At 66.8% G+C, this 20923-nt stretch carries 23 protein-coding genes and 1 tRNA gene; 15 read left to right on the top strand and 9 right to left on the bottom strand.

Annotated features, from left to right (window positions below; translation table 11 throughout):
* Positions 1-16: 16 nt before the first annotated feature.
* The gene (locus AC5P8U_RS12235; protein WP_065185596.1) at positions 17-1441 is read left to right on the top strand and encodes an ATP-binding protein; all 1425 of its coding nucleotides are present in this window, start codon (positions 17-19) and stop codon (positions 1439-1441) included.
* Between the two features lie 85 nt (positions 1442-1526).
* Here the strand turns inward: AC5P8U_RS12235 and AC5P8U_RS12230 are convergent, their stop codons facing one another.
* Positions 1527-2318 (bottom strand): M90 family metallopeptidase, encoded by a 792-nt coding sequence (locus AC5P8U_RS12230; RefSeq protein WP_227836898.1) that lies wholly within the window; start codon positions 2316-2318, stop codon positions 1527-1529.
* Positions 2285-2569, bottom strand: coding sequence for a hypothetical protein (locus tag AC5P8U_RS12225; RefSeq protein ID WP_014645622.1), 285 nt, complete (start codon positions 2567-2569; stop codon positions 2285-2287). The genes AC5P8U_RS12230 and AC5P8U_RS12225 overlap by 34 nt, the downstream gene beginning before the upstream one ends.
* Positions 2570-2713: 144 nt before the next feature.
* Between AC5P8U_RS12225 and birA the strand changes: the two genes are divergently transcribed.
* The 4 genes from birA (at position 2714) to AC5P8U_RS12205 (ending at position 5384) form a co-directional block, all read left to right on the top strand.
* Positions 2714-3682, top strand: coding sequence for a bifunctional biotin--[acetyl-CoA-carboxylase] ligase/biotin operon repressor BirA (gene birA, locus AC5P8U_RS12220; RefSeq protein WP_053498755.1), 969 nt, complete (start codon positions 2714-2716; stop codon positions 3680-3682).
* Positions 3679-4410, top strand: coding sequence for a type III pantothenate kinase (locus AC5P8U_RS12215; protein WP_053498757.1), 732 nt, complete (start codon positions 3679-3681; stop codon positions 4408-4410). Before birA ends, AC5P8U_RS12215 begins: the two co-directional genes overlap by 4 nt.
* Before the next feature lie 9 nt (positions 4411-4419).
* A complete protein-coding gene (locus AC5P8U_RS12210) occupies positions 4420-5268 on the top strand; it encodes an SPOR domain-containing protein (RefSeq protein ID WP_495214166.1) in 849 nt (282 codons plus the stop codon).
* A 40-nt stretch (positions 5269-5308) separates the two neighbouring features.
* A tRNA-Thr gene (locus tag AC5P8U_RS12205) sits at positions 5309-5384 on the top strand.
* Between the two features lie 112 nt (positions 5385-5496).
* Here AC5P8U_RS12205 and AC5P8U_RS12200 read toward each other — a convergent pair.
* From AC5P8U_RS12200 to AC5P8U_RS12190, 3 genes are all read right to left on the bottom strand, one after another.
* Positions 5497-6282, bottom strand: coding sequence for a hypothetical protein (locus AC5P8U_RS12200; RefSeq protein WP_495214165.1), 786 nt, complete (start codon positions 6280-6282; stop codon positions 5497-5499).
* 54 nt (positions 6283-6336) lie between these two features.
* Positions 6337-6939 carry a hypothetical protein gene (locus tag AC5P8U_RS12195; RefSeq protein WP_143592544.1) on the bottom strand — a complete coding sequence of 201 codons (603 nt, stop codon included), beginning with the start codon at positions 6937-6939 and terminating at the stop codon, positions 6337-6339.
* A 228-nt stretch (positions 6940-7167) separates the two neighbouring features.
* Positions 7168-7572 carry a hypothetical protein gene (locus AC5P8U_RS12190; RefSeq protein ID WP_188241604.1) on the bottom strand — a complete coding sequence of 135 codons (405 nt, stop codon included), beginning with the start codon at positions 7570-7572 and terminating at the stop codon, positions 7168-7170.
* A 583-nt stretch (positions 7573-8155) separates the two neighbouring features.
* On the opposite strand from AC5P8U_RS12190, the gene AC5P8U_RS12185 reads away from it, so the two are divergent.
* On the top strand, positions 8156-8926 hold the full coding sequence (locus AC5P8U_RS12185) for a DUF3011 domain-containing protein (protein WP_495214164.1): 771 nt from the start codon (positions 8156-8158) through the stop codon (positions 8924-8926).
* 56 nt (positions 8927-8982) lie between these two features.
* On the opposite strand, the gene AC5P8U_RS12180 is transcribed toward AC5P8U_RS12185, so the two are convergent.
* Complete coding sequence (locus tag AC5P8U_RS12180) at positions 8983-9432, bottom strand: hypothetical protein (protein ID WP_053498765.1); 450 nt, start codon at positions 9430-9432, stop codon at positions 8983-8985.
* Positions 9433-9707: 275 nt separating this feature from the next.
* On the opposite strand from AC5P8U_RS12180, the gene rocF reads away from it, so the two are divergent.
* The 3 genes from rocF (at position 9708) to AC5P8U_RS12165 (ending at position 11356) form a co-directional block, all read left to right on the top strand.
* Positions 9708-10628: an arginase gene (gene rocF / locus AC5P8U_RS12175; RefSeq protein WP_495214163.1), complete on the top strand. Its 921-nt coding sequence runs from the start codon at positions 9708-9710 to the stop codon at positions 10626-10628.
* Between the two features lie 162 nt (positions 10629-10790).
* Positions 10791-10928, top strand: a complete 138-nt coding sequence (locus tag AC5P8U_RS12170; protein ID WP_005407710.1) for an entericidin A/B family lipoprotein — start codon at positions 10791-10793, stop codon at positions 10926-10928.
* Between the two features lie 206 nt (positions 10929-11134).
* Positions 11135-11356 (top strand): CsbD family protein, encoded by a 222-nt coding sequence (locus tag AC5P8U_RS12165; protein ID WP_004153772.1) that lies wholly within the window; start codon positions 11135-11137, stop codon positions 11354-11356.
* 73 nt (positions 11357-11429) lie between these two features.
* Here AC5P8U_RS12165 and AC5P8U_RS12160 read toward each other — a convergent pair whose 3' ends face one another.
* Positions 11430-12230 carry a hypothetical protein gene (locus AC5P8U_RS12160; RefSeq protein WP_252745530.1) on the bottom strand — a complete coding sequence of 267 codons (801 nt, stop codon included), beginning with the start codon at positions 12228-12230 and terminating at the stop codon, positions 11430-11432.
* A gap of 108 nt (positions 12231-12338) precedes the next feature.
* Here AC5P8U_RS12160 and AC5P8U_RS12155 point away from each other — a divergent pair, with 108 nt between their 5' ends.
* The 4 genes from AC5P8U_RS12155 (at position 12339) to AC5P8U_RS12140 (ending at position 16975) form a co-directional block, all read left to right on the top strand.
* Entirely contained in the window at positions 12339-13634 is a 1296-nt protein-coding gene (locus tag AC5P8U_RS12155; protein WP_088497253.1) for a tryptophan--tRNA ligase, read from the top strand.
* Between the two features lie 191 nt (positions 13635-13825).
* Positions 13826-14128, top strand: coding sequence for a hypothetical protein (locus AC5P8U_RS12150; protein ID WP_032954673.1), 303 nt, complete (start codon positions 13826-13828; stop codon positions 14126-14128).
* Between the two features lie 156 nt (positions 14129-14284).
* Complete coding sequence (locus AC5P8U_RS12145) at positions 14285-15217, top strand: MBL fold metallo-hydrolase (RefSeq protein WP_069138047.1); 933 nt, start codon at positions 14285-14287, stop codon at positions 15215-15217.
* Between the two features lie 105 nt (positions 15218-15322).
* Positions 15323-16975: a M28 family metallopeptidase gene (locus AC5P8U_RS12140; RefSeq protein WP_151355163.1), complete on the top strand. Its 1653-nt coding sequence runs from the start codon at positions 15323-15325 to the stop codon at positions 16973-16975.
* Between the two features lie 112 nt (positions 16976-17087).
* On the opposite strand, the gene AC5P8U_RS12135 is transcribed toward AC5P8U_RS12140, so the two are convergent.
* Together AC5P8U_RS12135 and AC5P8U_RS12130 are read right to left on the bottom strand one after the other, a co-directional pair.
* On the bottom strand, positions 17088-17423 hold the full coding sequence (locus AC5P8U_RS12135) for a hypothetical protein (RefSeq protein WP_227836902.1): 336 nt from the start codon (positions 17421-17423) through the stop codon (positions 17088-17090).
* Positions 17424-17454: 31 nt separating this feature from the next.
* Positions 17455-18789, bottom strand: a complete 1335-nt coding sequence (locus tag AC5P8U_RS12130; protein ID WP_005420583.1) for an MFS transporter — start codon at positions 18787-18789, stop codon at positions 17455-17457.
* A gap of 223 nt (positions 18790-19012) precedes the next feature.
* On the opposite strand from AC5P8U_RS12130, the gene yedA reads away from it, so the two are divergent.
* Complete coding sequence (yedA, locus tag AC5P8U_RS12125) at positions 19013-19918, top strand: drug/metabolite exporter YedA (RefSeq protein ID WP_005420582.1); 906 nt, start codon at positions 19013-19015, stop codon at positions 19916-19918.
* Entirely contained in the window at positions 19915-20811 is an 897-nt protein-coding gene (rarD, locus tag AC5P8U_RS12120) for an EamA family transporter RarD (protein ID WP_065178981.1), read from the top strand. The genes yedA and rarD overlap by 4 nt, the downstream gene beginning before the upstream one ends.
* Positions 20812-20923 lie beyond the last annotated feature (112 nt).

Here is a 20923-nt window from a genome sequence, read left to right as displayed (position 1 = left end):
CCCTGGCGATAACACGATGTCCGGCCGTCTGTGGTTCTTCCGACGCTGGCGGCCGCGCTCACTGCAGGCGCGCCAGATGCTCGCCGCGTCCGTGGGCCTGGTCGCGTTCCTGGCGCTGGCCGGTTACGCGCTCGACGCCGCCTTCGCCGATACGGCGAAGGCGAACCTGCGTGAGCGCCTGAAGAACTACGCCACCTCCTACGCGGCCGGCATCGACTTCACCCGCGACCGCTCGCTGTACATCCGCGAGCAGCCGCCGGATTCGCGCTTCGACGTACCGGGCAGTGGCCTGTACCTGCAGGTGGTGATGCCGCACGGCAAGGGCAATTCGATGTCCGCCGAAGGCCCGATGCTGCCCACCGTCGGTGGCGGCCTGCTGGCGCCGCGCCAGGAAGTGTTCGAAGGTCCGCTGCCGATGATCCAGATCGATGGCAGCCAGGGCTCGGTGTACCGCTATGGCCTGGGCCTGGTGTGGGGCGCCGACGCCGACCCCGCCACCGAATTCCCGTACACCATCTACGTGATGGAAGACTCGCGCGCGCTGGGTGCGCAGCTGCGCGTGTTCCGTGGCCGCGTCTGGTTCTACCTGGGCGGCATCGGCCTGATCCTGCTGCTGCTGCAGACCGTCATCCTGCAGTGGAGCCTGCGCCCGTTGCGCCGGGTGATCACCGAGCTGACCAAGGTGCAGCGCGGCGAGACCGAGCGCATGAGCGAGCGCCACCCGCGCGAGCTGGAACCGCTGACCGACAGCATCAACGCCTTCATCGAAAGCGAGCGCGAGAACCTCGAGCGCCAGCGCAACACCCTGGCCGATCTGGCGCACAGCCTGAAAACGCCAATCGCGGTACTGCGCACGCAGATGGACAGCGGCGCCGGCGACGGTGCGCTGCGCGAAGAACTGGACGTGCAGCTGCAGCGCATGAACAACCTGGTTTCGTACCAGCTGGCACGCGCGGCCTCGTCGGGCCACAAGCTGTTCTCCGCGCCGCTGCCGATCGAGTCCAACGCCGAGGAAATCGTGCGTGGCCTGGAAAAGGTCTACGCCGCCAAGGGCGTGCTGTGCGAATTCGATATCGACCCGGCCGCGCGCTTCCACGGCGAGCCGGGTGACCTGCAGGAACTGCTCGGCAACCTGCTGGAGAACGCCTTCAAGTGGGCCAACCGCCGCGTGCTGCTGACCGCGCAGCCGCTGCCGGCGCCGAACGCGCGCCGTGCCGGCCTGCTGCTGGCGGTGGACGACGATGGCCCGGGCATCGCCCCGGATGACATCGGCAAGGTGCTGCAGCGTGGCGTGCGTGGCGACGAGCGCGTGCAGGGCCACGGCATCGGCCTGTCGATCGTGCAGGACCTGATCAAGGACTACCGCGGCGAACTGAGCGTGGGCCGTTCGGCCGAACTGGGTGGCGCCCGCTTCGAAGTGCGCTTGCCGCCGGGGCCGTAAACCTCGTTGATCGGTAGTGCCGGCCGCTGGCCGGCAACCAAGCAATGCCATCGAAGATCATGAGGTTGCCGGCCAGCGGCCGGCACTACGGCATTTCGATCTTCGGCGGCTCGCCGTAGAACCGCCGCAGCTGCGCGGCGACCTCCGGCAACGCCTGCTGCAGCAGATCCGGTGCCGAGAAGTGGTACTCGCTGCTCACCGCGAAGAACTCCTCCGGCGCCTCGGCCGCATACGGATCGATCAGGGTCTCTTCGCCGGCGTCCACCTGCGCGCAGAAGGCGTCGTAGGCGCGCTGGAACGTGGCCGCCCACTCGCGCTGCCATTGCCGCGGCAGCGGCGGTGTGCCGTCCATCGCACCATCCAGCGCATCGAGCTTGTGCACCATCTCATGCACCGCCACGCAGTAGCCGTCGTGCGGCGCGGCCAGGTCGGCCTGCACGTCGGCCCAGGACAGGATCAACGGACCACTGTCCCACGACTCGCCGATCAGCTCGTCATCCCACTCGTGCAACACGCCGGCCGCATCCATGTGGCTGCGGTGCACGCGGAACGCATCCGGGTAGACGATCAGCTGCGACCAGCCTTCCAGCCCCACTTCGCCGAATTCCAGCAGCGGCAGGCAGCACAGTGCGGCCAGCAGCACGCCATCGCCAGCCTGCAGTTGCAGTTCACCGACAGGGGTAATGGTCTTCTCATGCAGGAAGCGCGTGGCCAGCACGCGCAGTCGCGCGCGGCGTTCATCGTGCAGGCCGCGCAGCCAGGCCGCACGGCGGCAGGCGTCTTCCCAAAGCGCATCGTCGATCGGCCGCGGCGAGGGCCGCAGCCACTGCAGCAACGACTTGATCAGCGGAACATTCCCGGCAGGTAGCTGTGCCACTTCGGCGCACGGATGCGCTGCAGCACGTCGTCGTCGCTGCCGCCGCCCCCGGTGCTGGTGGCACTGCTGGCCGCAGGGCGTACCGGTGCCGGCTTGGTGGTCGCAGCCGAGGCGGTCGCGGTCGGCGCGCGCTGCGAGGCGGCATCACCGTTGGAGGACACGCAGGCGCCCCGGCTGTCGTCCAGCGCTGCCGTTGCAGACGCCGCGAAGGGCATCATCAGCAGGATCAGGCAATGGGCATAACGGCGCATTGACGACATCCACGTTAAGGGAGGGTGAGTTCCCGATTCTAGCCCGAACCCGGCGCCTCGTTGGAAGCCCCTGCGGAACCCAGCGTGGCAGGCGTCGCTGGCGGCTTTCCCGCATAATTCCTGCCTGACTTCGTGGAAGCTGCCGTGGACGATCGCCAATTGCTGGCCAAACTCGCTGCCGGTCGCCTGTCCGGCGACGCCCTGGCCCGAGAGCTGGGCCAGACCCGGGCGGCTATTTGGAAGCGTATTCAAGGGCTTAGGGCCGCAGGTGTGGACATCGAGGGCCGTGCTGGCGAGGGCTATGGCCTGACCCGCCCGGTTGACCTGCTGGACCCGGCGGCGATCCGCGCCGGCCTGCCCGCCGATGCCCAGGCCCTGCTGCACGACCTGCAGGTGGCCTGGACGGTGGACTCCACCAACGCTGAATTGCTGCGGTGCAGCGCGCCCCAGCGCGGGGTCAGCGTGCTGCTGGCCGAACGCCAGACCGGTGGCCGCGGCCGTCGTGGCCGCACCTGGGCCTCGCCGTTGGCCGCGCATATCTACCTGTCGGTGATGCGCCTGTACTCCGGCGGCCTCGGCCGCCTGGCCGGGTTGAGCCTGGTGGCCGGCATTGCCGTGGCCGAAGCGCTGCACGACCTGGGCTACACCCAAGCGCAGTTGAAGTGGCCGAACGACCTGATCGTCGATGGCAAGCGCAAGCTGGTCGGCCTGCTTGCCGAGGGCGGTGGCGAATACGCCGGCCCGGCGCGCGCGGTGATCGGCATCGGCATCAACACCCACATGCCGCCGTCGTTCGGCGAGCAGATCACCCAGCCGTGGGTGGACCTGGACACGTTGGCCGGCAAGCCGGTGGACCGCAATGGGGTGGTTGCTGCCGTGCTGGCGCGCCTGCTGCCGGCGCTGGAAGAATTCGATCGCGAAGGCCTCGCTCCGTTCCTGCCGCGCTACGCTGCCTTCGACATGCTGGCCGGCCGCGAAGTGCGCGTGGAACTGGATGGGCAGTGGCAGCACGGTACTGCGCTTGGCCTGGCCGATGACGGCGCATTGCGCGTGCGCATCGATGGCCAGGAACGCCTGCTGCACGCCGGCGAAGTCAGCGTGAGGGCGGCATGAGCGATTGGTTGTTCGACCTCGGCAACTCGCGCTTCAAGTTCGCGCCGTTGCAGGGTGACCGTGCCGGTGACGTACAGGCCTGGGCGCATGGCGCCGAAGGCATGGCCGGGCAGCCGCCGCACAGCCTGCCCAGCGGCCGCACCGCGTTCGTGGCCAGCGTGGCCGCACCATCGCTGACCAGCGCCATGCTGGACCAGCTGCAGCGTCGCTTCGAGCATGTGCATGTAGTGCGCACCAGCGCCGAATGCGCCGGCGTGCGCATTGCCTATGCCAGGCCGGAAAAGTTCGGCGTCGACCGCTTCCTCGCCCTGCTGGCTGCGGCCAAGGCGCAGCGCCCGGTGCTGGTGGTCGGCGTGGGCACCGCACTGACGATTGATCTGCTCGACGCCGACGGCCAGCACCACGGTGGCCGCATCTCCGCATCGCCCACCACCATGCGCGAAGCACTGCATGCCCGTGCCGTGCAGCTGCCCGCGACCGGTGGCGGCTACAGTGAGTTCGCCAACGACACCGCCGACGCGCTGGCCTCCGGCTGCGATGGCGCTGCGGTGGCGCTGATTGAACGCAGCGCACAGCACGCGCACACGCTGCTGGGCGTGGCACCGTCGCTGCTCGTGCACGGTGGCGGCGCACCGGCGCTGATGCCGTTGCTGCCCGCTGCCGATTACCACCCCTCGCTGGTGCTGGATGGCCTCGCCCGCTGGGCGGTGCACCAGCCCGCGCGCTAGTATCCGCGCATGCTGACCCGTGCCCTGATCGTCGTACTGGCCATTCTCAATCTCGGCGTCGCCTGCTGGTGGCTGCTGCGCGATGCGCCGCAGAAGCCTGCGCCTGCGCCGCAACCGGCTGGCGTCGCCGAGCTGCGGTGGGTGCCGGGTGGCGCGGATGCCAATGCCGCAGCCGAGGCCACTGCGGCCGCCCCGACCGCACCGCTGATGGAGCGCGAACCGGCGGCGAAGACCGCGGTGGCTGCGACGCCCGCGCCCGTTGCGCCGGCAAAGCCGGAGATCGCCAGGCCGCAGGTGGCTGACGCTACGCCGGTTGCTGACGCTGCCAAGCCGGGAACACCGCCTGCACCCGTTCCGGCAGCGGAAAAGCCCGTAACCCCGCCCGCGGCCGCCGAGCCGCCGCGCTGCGTCGCGCTGGGCCCGTTCGCCGACCGCGCCGCTGCGAGCAGTGCGCAAGGCAAGGCCGGCACGCTGCTCAGCCAAGCGCGCCTGCGCGAACAGCCCGCTGCCAGCGGCAGTGCCCGCTACCGGGTGATGCTGCCGGCCGCCGCCAACCGTGACGAAGCCCAGGCCACCGTGAAGCGCATCGTCGCCGCCGGCCTGAGCGACTACTACATCATCAGCCAGGGCGAGGAGGCCAACGCCGTGGCGCTGGGCCAGTACCGCAACCGCGAAGGCGCCGAACGGCGCATGGCGGCGGTGCAGGCCGCCGGCTTCCAGCCGCGCCTGGTCGCCAGCGGCGACGCCGGCCAATGGTGGCTGGAAGGGCAGCTGGCGGCGGGCACGCAGCCGGCCCAGGCCCAGCAGCGCAGCGGCGCGGCGCAGAGCCGGTCGCTGGAATGCACGCGGTTGCGCTAGAATCCCCTGACCGCGGCGCTGCCGCCGGTGCACCACCCATGCCGCTTTAGCTCAGTTGGTAGAGCAACTGTCTTGTAAACAGTAGGTCATCCGTTCGATTCGGATAAGCGGCACCATCTTCGATCCCTTGGCATCCGCACATGTCCACGGAGAACAATCAACCTGCTGCAATGGCGGGTTTTTTTGTGCGTTGCCGTTCTGGGGAAGAATGGGGGCCTGCAGACAAGCTCACCGTGGCACCGCAATGCCCCTTTTGAGTTGACTGCAACGTTGGAGCATACGTTCGCCGGATTGCTCCTTGAGTTGAATGCCGCCATTAGCGAGAAGGGGATAGGTCTCGAGACGGACGCGATAGGCCGCTTGCGAAGACAGCTGCACTGCATCGTCGTCCGTGCCGATGGCGGCTCCAGGCAGCGAATCTTCTCGAACAACGCCGTTCACCTGAAGCTGTGCGCAGATGCCGGCGTAGTAGGCGATGCGTTCATCAAGCGCCTGAGGGTGTCTTGTGGCATGACCTAGCGCATGGAATGTCTCGTGTGCGACCAGATCGACAAGGTTCGCAACAGTCCGTTCGCGGTCGTCATGTATCGAAGCCGCAAGTGCCAACGTCTTCCCACCCGAGAACGATCCAAAAGTACGCGACTGTATAGTCGCGGCGGTATCCGTTGGCGCGAGAAGGATCCTGTATCTGTTCGCCTTTGCTTCTATCCATGATTCGGAGAACCTTGCTGCTGCATCAATGCGCTTGCAGATATCTGCAGCATCAACCTGTGATCCTGCAGCCATCATGAGCACGATTTCGTGCTGGGTATGCGTGCACTGAAACGATTCCAGAGGCGGCAAGCTTCTGTGCCCCGGAACAATGGACAGGGACCGGAAGTAGCGGAATGGCCCGAGAGGCGTGGACACCAGCTCGGTGTAGCCATCCGGCGGGATGCCTTGTGGCAATCCGATCGGTGTGGCACAGCCTGCCAGGAGGGAGGTTGCGAATGCGGCGAGTACGACTCCTTTCATCCTTTCTCCCAAAGGCGCGGGCGCTTAAGGCGCACCCGCATCTTCTGTTGTTTACTACATCTCCATGCACAAGTGCGGCGACGGGTGGTTGACGCAATCCCGTCCTTCGAACTCCAGGTAGTAGCTCGCCTTGATAATGCCCTCCTGTTTGGCCTGCCCAGCGATAACCTGCGGGCCACTACCGTATGCCGAATGGAAGGGGAGCAGGTCGTAGCTCAAGGCATCACCATTACCCACATTGGCGTAAATCCAAGCATTCACGGCGTTTGGGTCTGCAACTCGGATCACTGTGCCTGTCCTGACCCATGAAAACGTCTGGGACGCGCTGATTGCGCCCGTAGCGACGTTCTTTACCCGAAGTACCGCATTGCCCGTGGCAGGATACGGTATGGTTGATCCGGATGTATCCAGCTCAAACATCGCGGCATCTGGAAGCACGCTAAGAGACGACAGCAGGGAGTTGTAAATGCTCTTCTTCCCACCACCGTCCCCTTCCCAGATAACTTCCATACCCGCCTTGCATTCCCCTCCACCTGTTTGTTTTCCGCTGCACTCGCCATAAGCTCGAACACTCTTCAGATTGCAACCTGTGAACAGGAGTGCGCTTCCCAATGCGATAGTGGAGGCGGCCAATATGCTCTTGGAATTCATTCTCATGCTAGATCTCTCCTTGGTCTAGAAGGATGCGTGGTGCACCGTGGTTTCGAAACCACGCGGAGCAGTTGACATGAGATCGACAGGGGTGGATGTGACTTCGGTCTTGGTATTGAGTATCTGTCGGTGTCGTCGAGTATCACCCTCGGTAACGAGTCGCGCGTGTGCGAGTGCAAGGAAACATTCCACAACGAAGTAGAATCCAAGTGGTTGTGCAGATGCTCTCGCCAGCTACCTCCCACCCACCTGCAACGCCACATACTCCGCCAGCCCCCGGCAGGCCAGCATCAGCCCTTCGCGGGTGCCGTCGCCGATGTCGTCCTTCTCTTCCCCGTCCACGCGCACGCGCTCGGTGGCGTGATACAGCTCCAACAACGACACCAGGCCAACCGCGGCGCGATCCCGGCGCGCGGCGGCCACCGCTTGGCCGGGTGTGCTGGCGGGCCCCGTCCACGGCTGTCCATCGGCGGCATCACCGGCGCGGATGCGCTGCAGGCAGCTGGGCAGATTGATGGACGCAGGCGCTTCGTTCGCAGCGGCGAAAGCGGCTTCCAATGGCTGCGCCAGTTCAGGTGGCAGGCGCAGAGCCGCCTCGCCGAGGGTGGCGGTCAGGTACGGGTGAGGGGTTCTGGACATGCGGGCATCCTCGTCAGGAACAGAGGTGCCGCCACGGTAGGGTGGCGGGCGATGCGTGGCTTCCAAGACCGGGAATCGATGAGCCGGCGGGCACGGGGCCCCCACGCACCGCCCGCCGTCGATCGGCGAACGGATTGCCAGCCGGCGCCGCTTGGGAAGACGGCGCCGGCTGGCAAGCGTATACAGCATCGATTACGCGGGCTTGGAAGACCCGGCCACCTTTGCAGGTGGCGATTCATCATGCGCACGTGAAATCACCGCCTGCCAGTCGTTTGTTTCGATGGCATCGGGAGATCTGAAAGGAAAAATGAATTATCGCGTTTGGCCCGTTTTGGGCATCGCAATGCCAGAAGCGACAGATTGCGCAGTGGCGCCATCAGCGAGAAATCTGCCCGAACCATCGCTGCCGTATGCCCTGAGCTGGCCCACGAAGTAAAGGTGACTTAACAGCCCGGGCAAGGCTCCACAGCTACCATAGCAAACACAAACGCCCGAATGCGCTGCCGGCTTTTTTGATTCTCCTCACAGACCATTTGCAGACCCCCGACACATACTGGGGATACATGCCCTTCGGAAGCCGCACATGCGTCGCCATGCCCTGTCGCTCACCTCCGCATTGTTGTCCGCCGCTTTCGTGGCCCCGGCCATGGCCGCCGTGCCGTTCTTCAACGCCAGCTGCCCGGGCGACATCGATGTTCACGCAGACGATGGCGGGTCGGTCTATGTGCAGGGCCGCGAGGCCACGCTGAAACGTTTCAACGACCGCTATTTCGAAGCCCGCGACGCCAACAGCGGCATCACCCTGTCGATCAGCCGCAGCGATGACGGTACGCCGCAGATCAGCTATACCGGCCGTGGCGGCGCCAACGGCATCTGCCAGGTCAGCGCCAGTGGAACATCTGCGCCCGCCGCAAATGGCGCACACCCGCGCGAGGTTGCTACCGGCGACGCCGCGCTACCGCGCGAAGTCACCTGCGAATCCACTGACGAGCAGCAGGTGTCGTGCGATCTGAATACCCGCGGCAATGTGGAAATCGTGCGCCAGCTCAGCCGCACCCGATGCGAGGAAGGTAAGAACTGGGGCCTGTCGCGGCACTCGGTGTGGGTCAATGGCGGCTGCCGCGCGGTGTTCCGCAATGTGTCTTCGGTGACCACCCCGGCGCCGGCAGGCGATACCGCGTTGGGCGCCTGCAACATGCGCAAGGGCGCTCAGGGCGCGCTGGTCACCCAGATGCCGGTGGGCAGCGACTACCAGGAACTCATCATCGATTATCCGGATGGCCGCTTCCTGTGCATGATGCGCAACAGCGGCCAGGTGCAGAGCCTGACGCCGGTTCGCCGCCGCGGCGGTTGAGGCGCGGCGGCGGCGTGTCTAAGGGGGCAGCGCGGTGCGCGTTGCCCCCCGTCCCGCTACTGCTGGTTCACCGGGTCGTTTCCCTTCTTGTAGGTGTAGCCGGTTACGTCCCAGCCGCCGCCATGGCCGGATGAGGGTTCCACCCAGGTGAATTCCCACGTCTGGATGGAGCCGTCGGGAAGCAGGTTTTCCACCCGGTAGATCTCACCGGGAATGCCCTGGTCCGGCAGCTTGCCGGGAATCGATTCGTCCGAGCGTGCAGACGCACGGCCTACGGAGACTGCCTGTCGTTCCACCTGTACGTTGCCGTAGCCCTGGGGGGCGAACGACGGCTTCACCCGCTGCGCCACCCAGTCGAGTACCTGGCGTGCGCCTGCCGTCTGCATGGGATACGCATCGGAGGTCACCGTATGCGTGATGCGTTGCGAGGGTGCACTGGCAGCGGCGGGAAACAGTCCGCCCAGGGCAATTGCCAGTACCGCAAGTCCATTGAGTGCATGTTTCATGCGCGTGGTGCTCCATGATTGAGGAAGTGAGGCGGCACCTTCAGGGTGCCTGCGCAGCGTGGACACAACAACAGCCTTGCGTAAGAGGCGAAACCGACCGGGATGTGAGGTGGATCGCGGAAGGTCCAATTCCTGACGACCCAGCGCTGGAATGCCTGACCGGATACGGCTGGCAGGCCGCGGCGATCTGACCCATGCCCTGCTGCACCGCCGCGAGTGGTGTCACACAGCTCTGGCTAGACTGTGCTTCTTTTTCCGCACCGCAGGAGGCACCCATGGCCCATCCCGTTTCCGTATCCCTGATCGGCGTTCCCACCGATGTCGGTGCGGGCCATCGCGGTGCACGGCTGGGGCCGGAGGCGCTGCGCGTGGCGGGCCTGCCGGAGGCGCTGGAAGCGCGCGGCGTGGACGTGCGCGACGTGGGCAACCTGGATGGCCCGCGCAACCCGTGGACCGCGCCGGTGGAGGGCTACCGCCACCTGGATGAGGTGGTGGCCTGGAACCGCGCACTGATGGAAGCCAGCTACGCCGAGCTGCAGGCCGGGCGCATGCCGATCATGCTCGGTGGCGACCATTGCCTGGGCATCGGTTCGATCACCGCCGTTGCGCGCTGGTGCCGCGAGCAGGGGAAGAATCTGCGCGTGCTGTGGCTGGATGCGCATTCGGACTTCAACACCAGCGATGTCACGCCGTCGGGCAACATCCACGGCATGCCGGTGGCCTGCCTGTGCGGCCTCGGCCCGGACGCGCTGACCCGTCTGGGCGGCAGCGCACCGGCGATCACCCCGGCGCAGATGCACCAGATCGGCATCCGCTCGGTGGACCCGGAAGAGAAGCGCCTGATCAAGACCCACAAGGTGGATGTCTATGACATGCGCTACATCGACGAGAACGGCATGAAGCGTGCCGTGGAAGCGGCGCTGGCCGGCATCGATGAGAACACCCACCTGCATGTCAGCTTCGATGTGGATTTCCTCGACCCCAGCATCGCGCCGGGCGTGGGCACCACGGTGCCGGGCGGGGTGAACTACCGCGAGGCGCAGCTGGTGATGGAAATGATCGCCGACACCGGGCGCATGGGTTCGCTGGACATCGTCGAGCTCAACCCCTTGCTGGACAAGCAGAATGCCACCGCCGAACTGGCCGTGGACCTGGTGGAAAGCCTGTTCGGCAAGTCCACCCTGATGCGCGACTGACCGCCCCCGCTGAACGGATCGCCGAACCGTTCACGCCCGCTCCACGCCCCTGCCGCCAGATTGCACTTCACGCGGCGGCAGTGGGCATTGGTGCCCTCCCACCGAGCGAAAGAATCCCATCCGCGAATGAAGCGGTATAGCGGCGAACCCAAGGAGAAGCCCATGAAGCGCGTAGTTGCCCTGATGCTGTTGTCGATGTTCTCGGTGGCCCTGCTGGCCGGTTGCAACACCGTGGCCGGTGCCGGCAAGGACGTGCAGAAGGCCGGTGAAAAGGTTGAGGATGCCGCCAAGGGCCGTTGAGCCTGAAGTGGAACGGAAAGCAAAAAGGCCGGGGGATCTCCCCGGCCTTTTTGCTTGCGCGTTTCTCTGCAGCGTACGTGTCGAAGCGTAGTGAACCATTCAAGCAGGTGAGCGTGTATTTCATTGGCGGTTGACCGGCATTCAACAGCGGCTGCGCGAAGCTGGAGCCACGGTAAGAACGCCGTTGCAATCAAGGACTCCCAGCAATGAACAAAGACATCATTTCCGGCAAGTGGTCGCAGCTGAAGGGCAAGGCGCAGGCCAAGTGGGGCGATCTGACCAACGACGATTTCGATGTGGCCGAAGGCAACGCCGAGTATCTGGCCGGCCGCCTGCAGGAACGTTATGGCTGGGCCAAGGATCGCGCGGAGAAGGAAGTGCGTGAGTTCCAGGACGCCGTGAGCAAGGACTACCCGGACTACAAGTAAGCGCTTCGGTTTCCCCCACAACACGACGCCCGCACCGTGAGGTAGCGGGCGTCGTGTTGTTTGCGCGGGACGATCAGCGGGCCGGCGGGTCCGGCACGTAGCGGTTGGGGAACGCCTGCGGTTCGCGCGGCAGGCGCGAGGGCGCATCGACCAGGATGCCGCGCGCACGCAGGTTGCGGGCGCTGTCGTAGCGCAGCTGCAGAACCTGCGCCGGGCTGCGGCTGGCCCGTTCGAAGTCGGTATCGCGCACCGAAGAGTGTTCACGTGCGCCGTGGCCGGTGCCCAGCGCTGGCGCCTGTGACTTGCTGGCATAGCCCTCGATGCGGCTGGCACTGGCGTCGGCGGCAGCCTCGGCTTGCGCGGTCGGTGCCGGCAGCGGCACGCCACGTCGCAGGATCGGCTGCGGGTACAAGCGACGCGCCTCCTCGAACACCGCCACCCCGACCACGCCGATGTTGTCCGGGCGGCCGGTGCGACTGGCATAGCTGCCGCTGGGGCTGCTGAACACGAACTGCGCCACTTCGTCCTGGCTCTTGCGCCAGCCGGTGATGTCGGCGCGCTGGCCGGGATTGAGCACGTAGCCGGTCTGCGAGGGATCGGCATCCTCGCCGGAGATGGCGTTGACGCCGTCCACCGACAGCACTACCAGCACCCGGCGCGGGCTGTCGTTGTACAGGCGCACGGCGTAGCGGTGGCCGCGCTCGCCGGCCACCCAGCGCTGGCCCTCGGCGGAGTAGCTGCGCAGTTCGGTACCGCGGTCGCGGTCGACCAGGGCCATGCGTACGGGGCCGCCGTCGTACACCGGTGGCGGCATGGGCGCCGGGCGGAAGCCGGCCAGGGGCAGGATCAGCAGCAGGGGCAGCAGGCGTTTCATCGGGCGTCTCCAGCGGGGTTGGGTGAATGAACGCGCCGCGGGCCCTGACGGGGTTGGTGGCGTGCAAGGTAAACTGGCCCCGTTCATCGAAGGTTACCCCACGCAGTCATGACGACCCGAGTCCTTACCGGCATCACCCCCTCCGGCACGCCCCACCTGGGCAACTACGTTGGCGCCATCCGTCCGGCCATCGCGGCCAGCCGCGCGCCGGGGATCGAGAGCTTCTTCTTCCTGGCCGACCTGCACAGCCTGATCAAGTCGCAGGACCCGCAGCGCACCCAGCGCGCGACCCTGGAGATCGCGGCCAGCTGGCTGGCCTGTGGCCTGGACCCGGAACACGTGTGGTTCTACCGCCAGAGCGACATCCGCGAGACCACCGAGCTGATGTGGTTCCTGACCGCCATCGCCAGCAAGGGCATCCTCAACCGCGCGCACGCCTACAAGGCGGCGGTGGACAAGAACCGCGAGGAAGGCGTGGACGAGGACGCAGGCGTCAGCGCCGGCCTGTTCATGTACCCGGTGCTGATGGCGGCCGACATCCTGATCTTCAAGGCCAACCAGGTACCGGTGGGCCGTGACCAGATCCAGCACATCGAGATGGCGCGCGATTTCGCCCAGCGCTTCAACCACGTGTACGGCAAGGAGTATTTCCCGCTGCCGGACGTGGTGATCGACGAGCAGGTGGCGACGCTGGCGGGCCTGGATGGCCGCAAGATGAGCAAGAGCTACCACAACACCATTCCGCTGTTCGTGCCGCGCGAGGAGCTGAAGAAGCTGGTGTTCTCGATCCTGACCGACTCGCGCGCACCGGGCGAGCCGAAGGACACCGAGGGCTCGGCGCTGTTCCAGATGTACCAGGCGTTCGCCACGCCGGAACAGACCGCGGAATTCGCCAGGGCCTTCGCCGCCGGCATCAGTTGGGGCGACGCCAAGCAGCAGCTGTTCGAGCGTATCGACAGCGAGCTGTCGCCGCTGCGCGAGCGCTACAACGCGCTGATGGCCGAGCCGGAGAAGATCGAAGCGTTGCTCAAGCGCCGTGGCCAGCAGCTGCGCGAGCAGTTGGCGGCACCGCTGCTGGAAGAACTGCGCCACGCCGTGGGCCTGCGCGACCTGTCCACGGCGGGCGACATCGCCAGCGAAGATGCCGGCGTGGCCCGCGTGGCGCCGCCGCAGTTCAAGCAGTACCGCGAAAAGGATGGCCGGTTCTACTTCAAGCTGACCGCTGGTGACGGCACGCTGCTGATCCAGAGCGAAGGCTTCGATTCGCCACGTGATGCGGGCCAGCTGATCGCGGTGATCAAGCAGGCAGAGCAGGGCGACCAGCTGCAGAGCGAGCTGTTCAAGCTGGGCGCCGAGGTGGACGCGGTACTGGCCGCCCTGGCCGCGCTGCGCGAAGCGGCCTGATCGCCGGGCGTAGAGTCGAGCCATGCTCGACTCGGCTCCGCCTCTGTAGAGCCGAGCCCATGCTCGGCTGGGTAGCAAAGCAGCCGAGCATAGGCTCGGCTTTACAGGGAAGCCCCCCGCCGGCACGACCGTGGCACAGCACCCATGGCATGATGTCCGCGCGCCTCTGGCGCGATGACATGGAGTCTGCGATGGCCTGGTTGTCGCTGCTGCTGTTCCTGCCCTGGTTCCTGCTGCTGGGCAGCCTGTACTGGCTGTTTCCGCGCCAGCCGCGCAGCGCGCGGCGGCGCCTGTTCGATGGCACCACCCTGGTCGTGGCGTTCGCGCTGAGCATCGTGTCGATGCTGTGGGGCTACCGCATTGGCGTGGTGCAGCCCGGCGCCGGCCCGATCTGGCCGCAGGTGCTGGCGGTGCTGTACGCCTACGGCGCGTTCCTGGCGGTGCTGGTGCTGGCGTTGCTGCTGCGGCCGCGGTTCGGATTGCGCTCTGGCTGATCGGTAGTGCCGGCCGCTGGCCGGCACATGCATTCTCCCGGCCATCCCGAGGTTGCCGACCAGCGGCCGGCACTACCCGACCAAAGCCGCATCGAACCCGGGCCGCCTGCGCGCCTACCATGGGCGTCTGTTCACGAGACTGCCAGGTGCGTGCCGATGACCGCCGACCCCAGCATCCACACGATCGATACGGGCTTCCAGCGCCCGGACTTCGACGCGGCCTACCTGATCGTTGAAAACGGCCGCGCGGCCTTCGTCGACTGCGGCACCGGCCTGTCTGTGCCGGCGATGCTGCAGGCGCTGGCGGATGCCGACCTGGGTGTGGAAGCGGTGGATTGGTTGCTGCTCACGCACGTGCACCTGGACCACGCCGGTGGTGCAGGCCTGCTGATGCAGCAGTTGCCGAATGCGAAGGCGGTGCTGCATCCGCGCGGTGCGCCGCACATGATCGACCCGACCCGGCTGATTGCGGGTGCGACGGCGGTGTACGGCGCCGAAGAGATCGCGCGCAGCTACGGCCGCATCGAGCCGATTCCCGAACACCGCGTGGTGGTGGCCGAAGACGGCCACCGCATCGATCTCGCTGGCCGCGAGCTGGTGCTGTTGCACACGCCGGGCCACGCACTGCACCATTATTGCGTGTGGGATGCTCGCAGCCGCAGCTGGTTCACTGGCGATACGTTCGGCATCTCCTACCGCGAGCTGGACAGCGCGCAGGGCGCTTTCATCTTCCCGACTTCCTCGCCGGTGCAGTTCGACCCGGAGGCGATGAAGGCCTCGATCCGACGCATGCTGGGCTACGGCCCGCAGGCGATGTACCTGACCCACTATGGGCGCGTGGAGCAGGTGCAGAAACTGGCCAACGACCTGTTCGAACAGATCGATGCGATGGCCGCGATCGGCCGCCAGTGCGATGGCCGGCCGGACCGCCACCGCTGCCTGCTGGCCGCACTGCAGGCGCTGTACCTGGAACGCGCACAGCTGCATGGCTGTGCGCTGGACGATGCGGCGGTGATCACTGTTCTGGCGATGGACATCGAACTCAACGCGCAGGGCCTGGCCTGCTGGCTGGACCGCATCAGCAGGTAGAGTCACGCCCTGCGTGGATGACGTGGGCCCAGGCTGCGCCGTGATGTCACGACCACGTTACACTCTGGTGACTTCCAAGCTAGCCGTGGTACTGCCGTGAATCCGATGCGCGTGTTGCTGCTGTCGTCCTGCCTGTTCGTCGGGGGCCTGGCCCATGCGGCCAACGACCTGCCGGGTGGCGGCATCGATCCGCAGGCACTGTCGCGGCATGTGCGCGTGCTGGCGTCGGATGAGTTCGAGGGCCGCGCACCGGCCACCGAAGGCGAAGAGCGCACGGTGCAGTACCTGATCGAGCAGTTCCGCAGCTACGGCCTGCAGCCGGGGGGCGTGGACGGCAGCTGGGTGCAGCCGGTGCCGCTGGTGCGCGCGCAGCTGGAGGGTGCGGCCAAGGCCAGCCTGTCGCTGAAGCAGGGCAAGCGTGCGCTGGCCAATGGCGTGGATGTGACCCTGCAGAGCCTGCAGCCGCGCAAGCGCGTGCAGATCAAGGATGCACCGTTGGTGTTCGTCGGCTACGGCATCGACGCACCGGAACGCCACTGGAACGACTACAAGGACGTGGACCTGCACGGCAAGATCGCCGTGGTGCTGATCAACGACGCCGACTTCGAGGCCGATGCGCCGGGCGCGTTCGATGGAAAGGCGGTGACCTACTACGGCCGCTGGACGTACAAGTTCGAGGAAGCCGCACGCCGGGGTGCCGAAGGCGTGCTGATCGTGCACGAGACCGCGCCGGCCGCGTATGGCTGGGCCACGGTGAAGAGCTCGGGCACTTCGCCGCTGTTCGACATCGAGCGCGGCCAGGCCGAAGCGATGGCGCAGCACACGCCGCTGCGTGGCTGGATGCAGCGCGAGCTGGCCGAAGCGATCTTCGCCGACGCCGGCCTCGACTTCGATGCGGAGAAGCGCAAGGCGATGCGTGCCGACTTCCGCCCGGTTGCACTGGACAACGCCAAGCTGAGCGTGGATTTCGCGCTGAAGCGCGAGCAGGTGGTGACCCGCAACGTGGTCGCCAAGCTGCCCGGTGGTGAACATGCTGACGAGGCCGTGATCTTCTCCGCGCACTGGGATGCGTTCGGTATCGGCCAGCCCGACGCCAAGGGCGACCGCATCCGCCGTGGTGCGATCGACAACGCCACCGGCGTGGCCACGGTGCTGGAACTGGGCCGTGTGTTCGCCGCTGGCCCGCAGCCACAGCGCACGCTGTACTTCGTGGCACTGACCGCCGAAGAGAAAGGGTTGCTGGGCGCCAGCTACTACGCCGCCCATCCGCTGGCGCCGCTGGACAAGACCGCTGCGGTGCTGAACATCGAGATGTTCAGCCCGGATGGCCCGACCCGCGACATTGCCTCGTGGGGCAAGGGCCGGGTGTCGCTGGAAGGCGATCTGGAGCGCGTGGCCAAGGCCCGTGGCCGCAGCTACAGCCCGGACCCGAACCTGGAAGCCGGCTTCTTCTACCGCGCCGACCACTTCGCCTTTGCCCGCCTGGGCGTGCCGGCGATCACCATCGGCCCGGGCCTGGACAAGCTGGACGGTGGCGTTGAAGCCGGCCGCGCGCTGCGCGAAAAGTACTTCGCCGACTGCTATCACCAGACCTGCGATGCCTGGACGCCGAGCTGGGACCCGAGCGGCCACGCTGCCGACACCCTGCTGGTCTACGACCTGGGCGCCGAGCTGGCCAACAGCCGCCGCTGGCCGACGTGGGAAAAGGAATCGGAGTTCCGCGGCGCGCGCGACAAGAGCGAAGCGGCCCGCCGTTGAGTAATGCCGGCCGCTGGCCGGCAACTCCCTGCTCTTTCCGGAGGTTCATGAGGTTGCCGGCCAGCGGCCGGCACTACCGAAAGACGGCGGCTTTGCCGGCCAGCGGCCGGCACTACCCGCGCCGTCGCAGCAGCTTCCACGCGCCCCAGCCGCCGGCGGCGAGCGCGGCCAGATAGCACGCCGCCATCGTGCGCAGGCCGACCAGCGGCCCCGCGTTGACGCCGCGATGCAGCCGCAGGTGCAGCGAGCTGTGGCCGCTGCCCAGGTCCATCGCCAGCTGCAGCGCCAGCGCGGCGCAGAACACCAGCAGGGCGACCCCGAACCCCGTGCGCGGCCACGTGGCCTGCGCGTTGGGGCGGCGCAGCACCCAGGCCAATGCCGTGGCTGCGGCCAGCGTCACCGCGATCCACATCAGCGCGGTGGCGGGAGACGTAGCGGCCACCGGCATTGCACCAGTGGCCGCGATCAGGGCAACGCGCTTACTTGCGGGTGCCGTCGAGCCAGTTCGGGCCCTTGTTGGTAAGGAAGAACACATAGACCACCAACGATACCGCGATCGTGGCGGTCACGTAGATGGCGAACCAATCGACGTGGCCGGTCTTCAGCGCGCCCTGGTACAGCAGCGGGGCGGTGCCGCCGAACAGCGAGTTGGCCAGCGCATAGCCCAGGCCCACGCCCAGTGCACGCACGTGGGTGGGGAACAGCTCGGCCTTCACCACCGCGTTGATCGAGGTGTAGCCGGTGAGGATGACGAATGCCAGCGCCAGGGTCAGGAAGGCCAGGGTGGCGTCATGCTGGTGCGGCAGCTGGGTGATCAGGTACCAGCTGTACAGCACGCCGCCGACGCCGAAGAACACCAGCAGGGTCTTGCGGCCGATGATGTCCGACAGCCAGCCGCCGACCGGTTGCAGCACCATCAGGAAGGCCAGCACGCCCAGGTTGATCAGGGTGCCGGTCATCGGGTCGTTGCCGGCGAAGGCGCTCTGGATCATCTTCGGGCCGTTCACCGAGTAGGTGTAGAAGGCCACGGTGCCGCCAGCGGTGATCAGGAAGCACAGCAGCAGCGGCCGCCACTGGTGCACGAACAACTCGTACATCGAACCGGACTTCTTTGCCTTGCCCTCGCGCGCGGCCTCGATCGACGACTCCGACAGCGACTCGTCCATGCCCCGGCGCAGCCAGAACACCACCACCGCGGCGATGCCACCGATGCCGAAGGCGATGCGCCAGCCCCACTCGGAGATCTCCGGCTTGCCCCAGAAGGTCAGCATCAGCAGCAGGGTCAGCTGGGCCAGCACGTGGCCGCCGACCAGGGTGACGTAGTGGAACGAGGACAGGAAGCCGCGACGGCCCGGAATGGCGGCCTCGGACATGTAAGTGGCGCTGGCACCATACTCGCCGCCAGTGGCGAAGCCCTGCAGCAGGCGCGCGAACAACAGGATCACGGCGGCCCAGATGCCGATGCTGGCGGCGGTGGGGGTGATGGCGATGAGGAACGAGCACAGCGCCATCAACGTGACCGAGACGGTCAGCGCCAGGCGGCGGCCGTGGCGGTCGGCGAAGCGGCCGAAGAACCAGGCGCCGATCGGGCGCATCAGGAAGGTCGCCGCGAAGATCGCCCACACGTACAGGGTGGAGTTCTTGTCGTCCGGCGAGAAGAACTGCGATTCGAAGTACACGGCGAACACCGAGTACACGTAGACGTCATACCACTCCACCAGGTTGCCGGCGGAGCCTTTGAGGGTGTTGGAGATCGACCGCCGCAAGGCGGCGCGGTCGTTCGCGGGGACAACAGGTTGGGACGTGGTGCTCATCTGGGTGGAAATCCTCGATGCGGTGCGTCCGTGCGCAGGGAAAACGGCGTCCGGCCGTGGGGCGGCGCGGCCGGGCAGCCTTCTTGGTACTGCATCGGCCGTCAACACGGGGTAGCAGACCAGAGCAGGGTGCATGGATGGATGACAGCGTGCCACCGTATGGGGTCCCGGACCATACTCAAAACGTCCTAGAATCCGCCTTCCCCCGGCTCCCTGGTGTGTCATGTCGGCTCCCCCCTCTTCGTCTGCGGCTGCCCCCCGGGGTGGCCTTGTCGCGCTGGCACTGCTGCTGGTCTACGTGGTCTGGGGCTCGACCTATCTGGGCATCGCCAAGGCCCTGCACGGCGGCGCACTGCCGCTGACGATGGTCTCCGGCAGCCGCTTCATCATTGCCGGCGGCCTGATGTTCCTGGCCTTGCGCCTGTTCTGGAAGCTGCCGAACCCGACGCTGCGGCAGTGGCGCAACCTGGTCATCATGGGCGTGACCATGCTGGTGCTGGGCAACGGCATGGTGGTGCTGGCCGAGCGCGAGGTGTCCTCGGGCCTGGCCGCCACGGCGGTGGCCTCGGTGCCGCTGTGGATGGCGCTGTTCTCGGCGCTGCGCGGGCAACATGCCAGCCGTGGTGAGTGGCTGGGCATCGCCATCGGCTTCCTCGGCGTGGTCTGGCTCAACGCCGGCAGCAGCCTGACCGGCTCGCCGACCGGGCTGGTGCTGCTGCTGATCGCGCCGATCGGCTGGGCGTTCGGTTCTGTGTGGGCACGCGGCCTGGACCTGCCGGGCCCGTTCATGACCGCGGCCGGGCAGATGATCTGCGGCGGCGTGCTGCTGGTGCTGATCGGCCTGGCGGTGGGCGAGCGCCCGACCACGCTGCCCGATACCGGTGGCCTGCTGGCAATGGCTTATCTGTGCGTGTTCGGCTCCATCGTCGCGTTCACTGCCTACGTGTGGCTGCTGCAGAACGTGCGCCCGGCGCTCGCGGGCAGCTACGCGTATGTCAATCCGGTGATCGCGGTGCTGCTGGGCGCGCTGCTCAACGGTGAGCGCTTCGGTTGGCGCGACCTGCTGGCGATGGCGGTGATTCTTCTGGGTGTGGTGGTGCTGACAATGGCAAGGACGAGAAAGAAGTGAGCATGGACGAGAAAGAACAACGCCGGGGCCTGCTGGTCACCGCATCCACCTTCGTGATCTGGGGCCTGGTGCCGGTCTATTGGCACCTGCTCAACGAGGTGCCCTCGTTCCAGATCATCGCCCACCGCATCATCTGGAGCACGGTGCTGGTGCTGGGTTGGCTGTTGATCAGTGCGCGCCTGGGCTGGTGGCGGAAGATCGCCGCGCAGCCGCGCGCGCTACCGATCCTGCTGGTGTCGAGCCTGACCATCGCCTTCAACTGGGGCCTGTACATCTGGGCGGTCAACGCCGGTCATGTCATCGAGACCAGCCTGGGCTACTTCATCAACCCGCTGGTGAACGTGCTGCTGGGCGTGCTGGTGCTGAAGGAACGGCTGCGCCGGCTGCAGTGGGTAGCGGTGGCAATGGCGGCGGTGGGCGTGGCCTGGCTGACCATCGATGCAGGTACGCCACCGTGGATCGCGCTGGGCCTGGCCTGTTCGTTCGGCCTGTATGGCCTGCTGCGCAAGCTGGTCTCGGTCGACCCGGTGGCCGGCCTCGGCGTGGAGAGCATGTACCTGTTCCTGCCGGCGCTGGCGTTTGCGATCTGGGCCGAGAACGGCCACGGCGGTGCGTTCTTCCATGGTTGGGGCTGGCGCAACGACCTGCTGCTGATCTTCGGCGGCGCGGTCACCGCCGTACCGCTGATCGGCTTTGCCTACGGCGTGAAGCGCATTCCGCTGTCGCTGGTCGGCATCCTGCAGTACATCGCGCCGAGCCTGCAGCTGCTGCTGGGTGTGTTCTTCTTCCATGAGGCATTCGACACTGCCAAGGCGATCGGGTTTGCAGCGATCTGGGCTGGCCTGGTGCTGTTCGTCGGCGACAACATCCGCACGATGCGCGCCAAGCGCTAGCGCCGGCGGGGATCCGACCCCGCTTCCACGAAAAAAAGAACGGCGCCCCGAGGGGCGCCGTTCTGCTTCCATCCACGGCCAGGAGAGAGGGATGGCCGTGGCGGGAACGCGG

This window comes from Stenotrophomonas sp. YJH_SMC_81 (assembly GCF_059370875.1).
The sequence above is the reverse complement of the archived record's forward strand: the minus strand, read 5'-3'. Positions and strand labels throughout refer to the sequence as shown.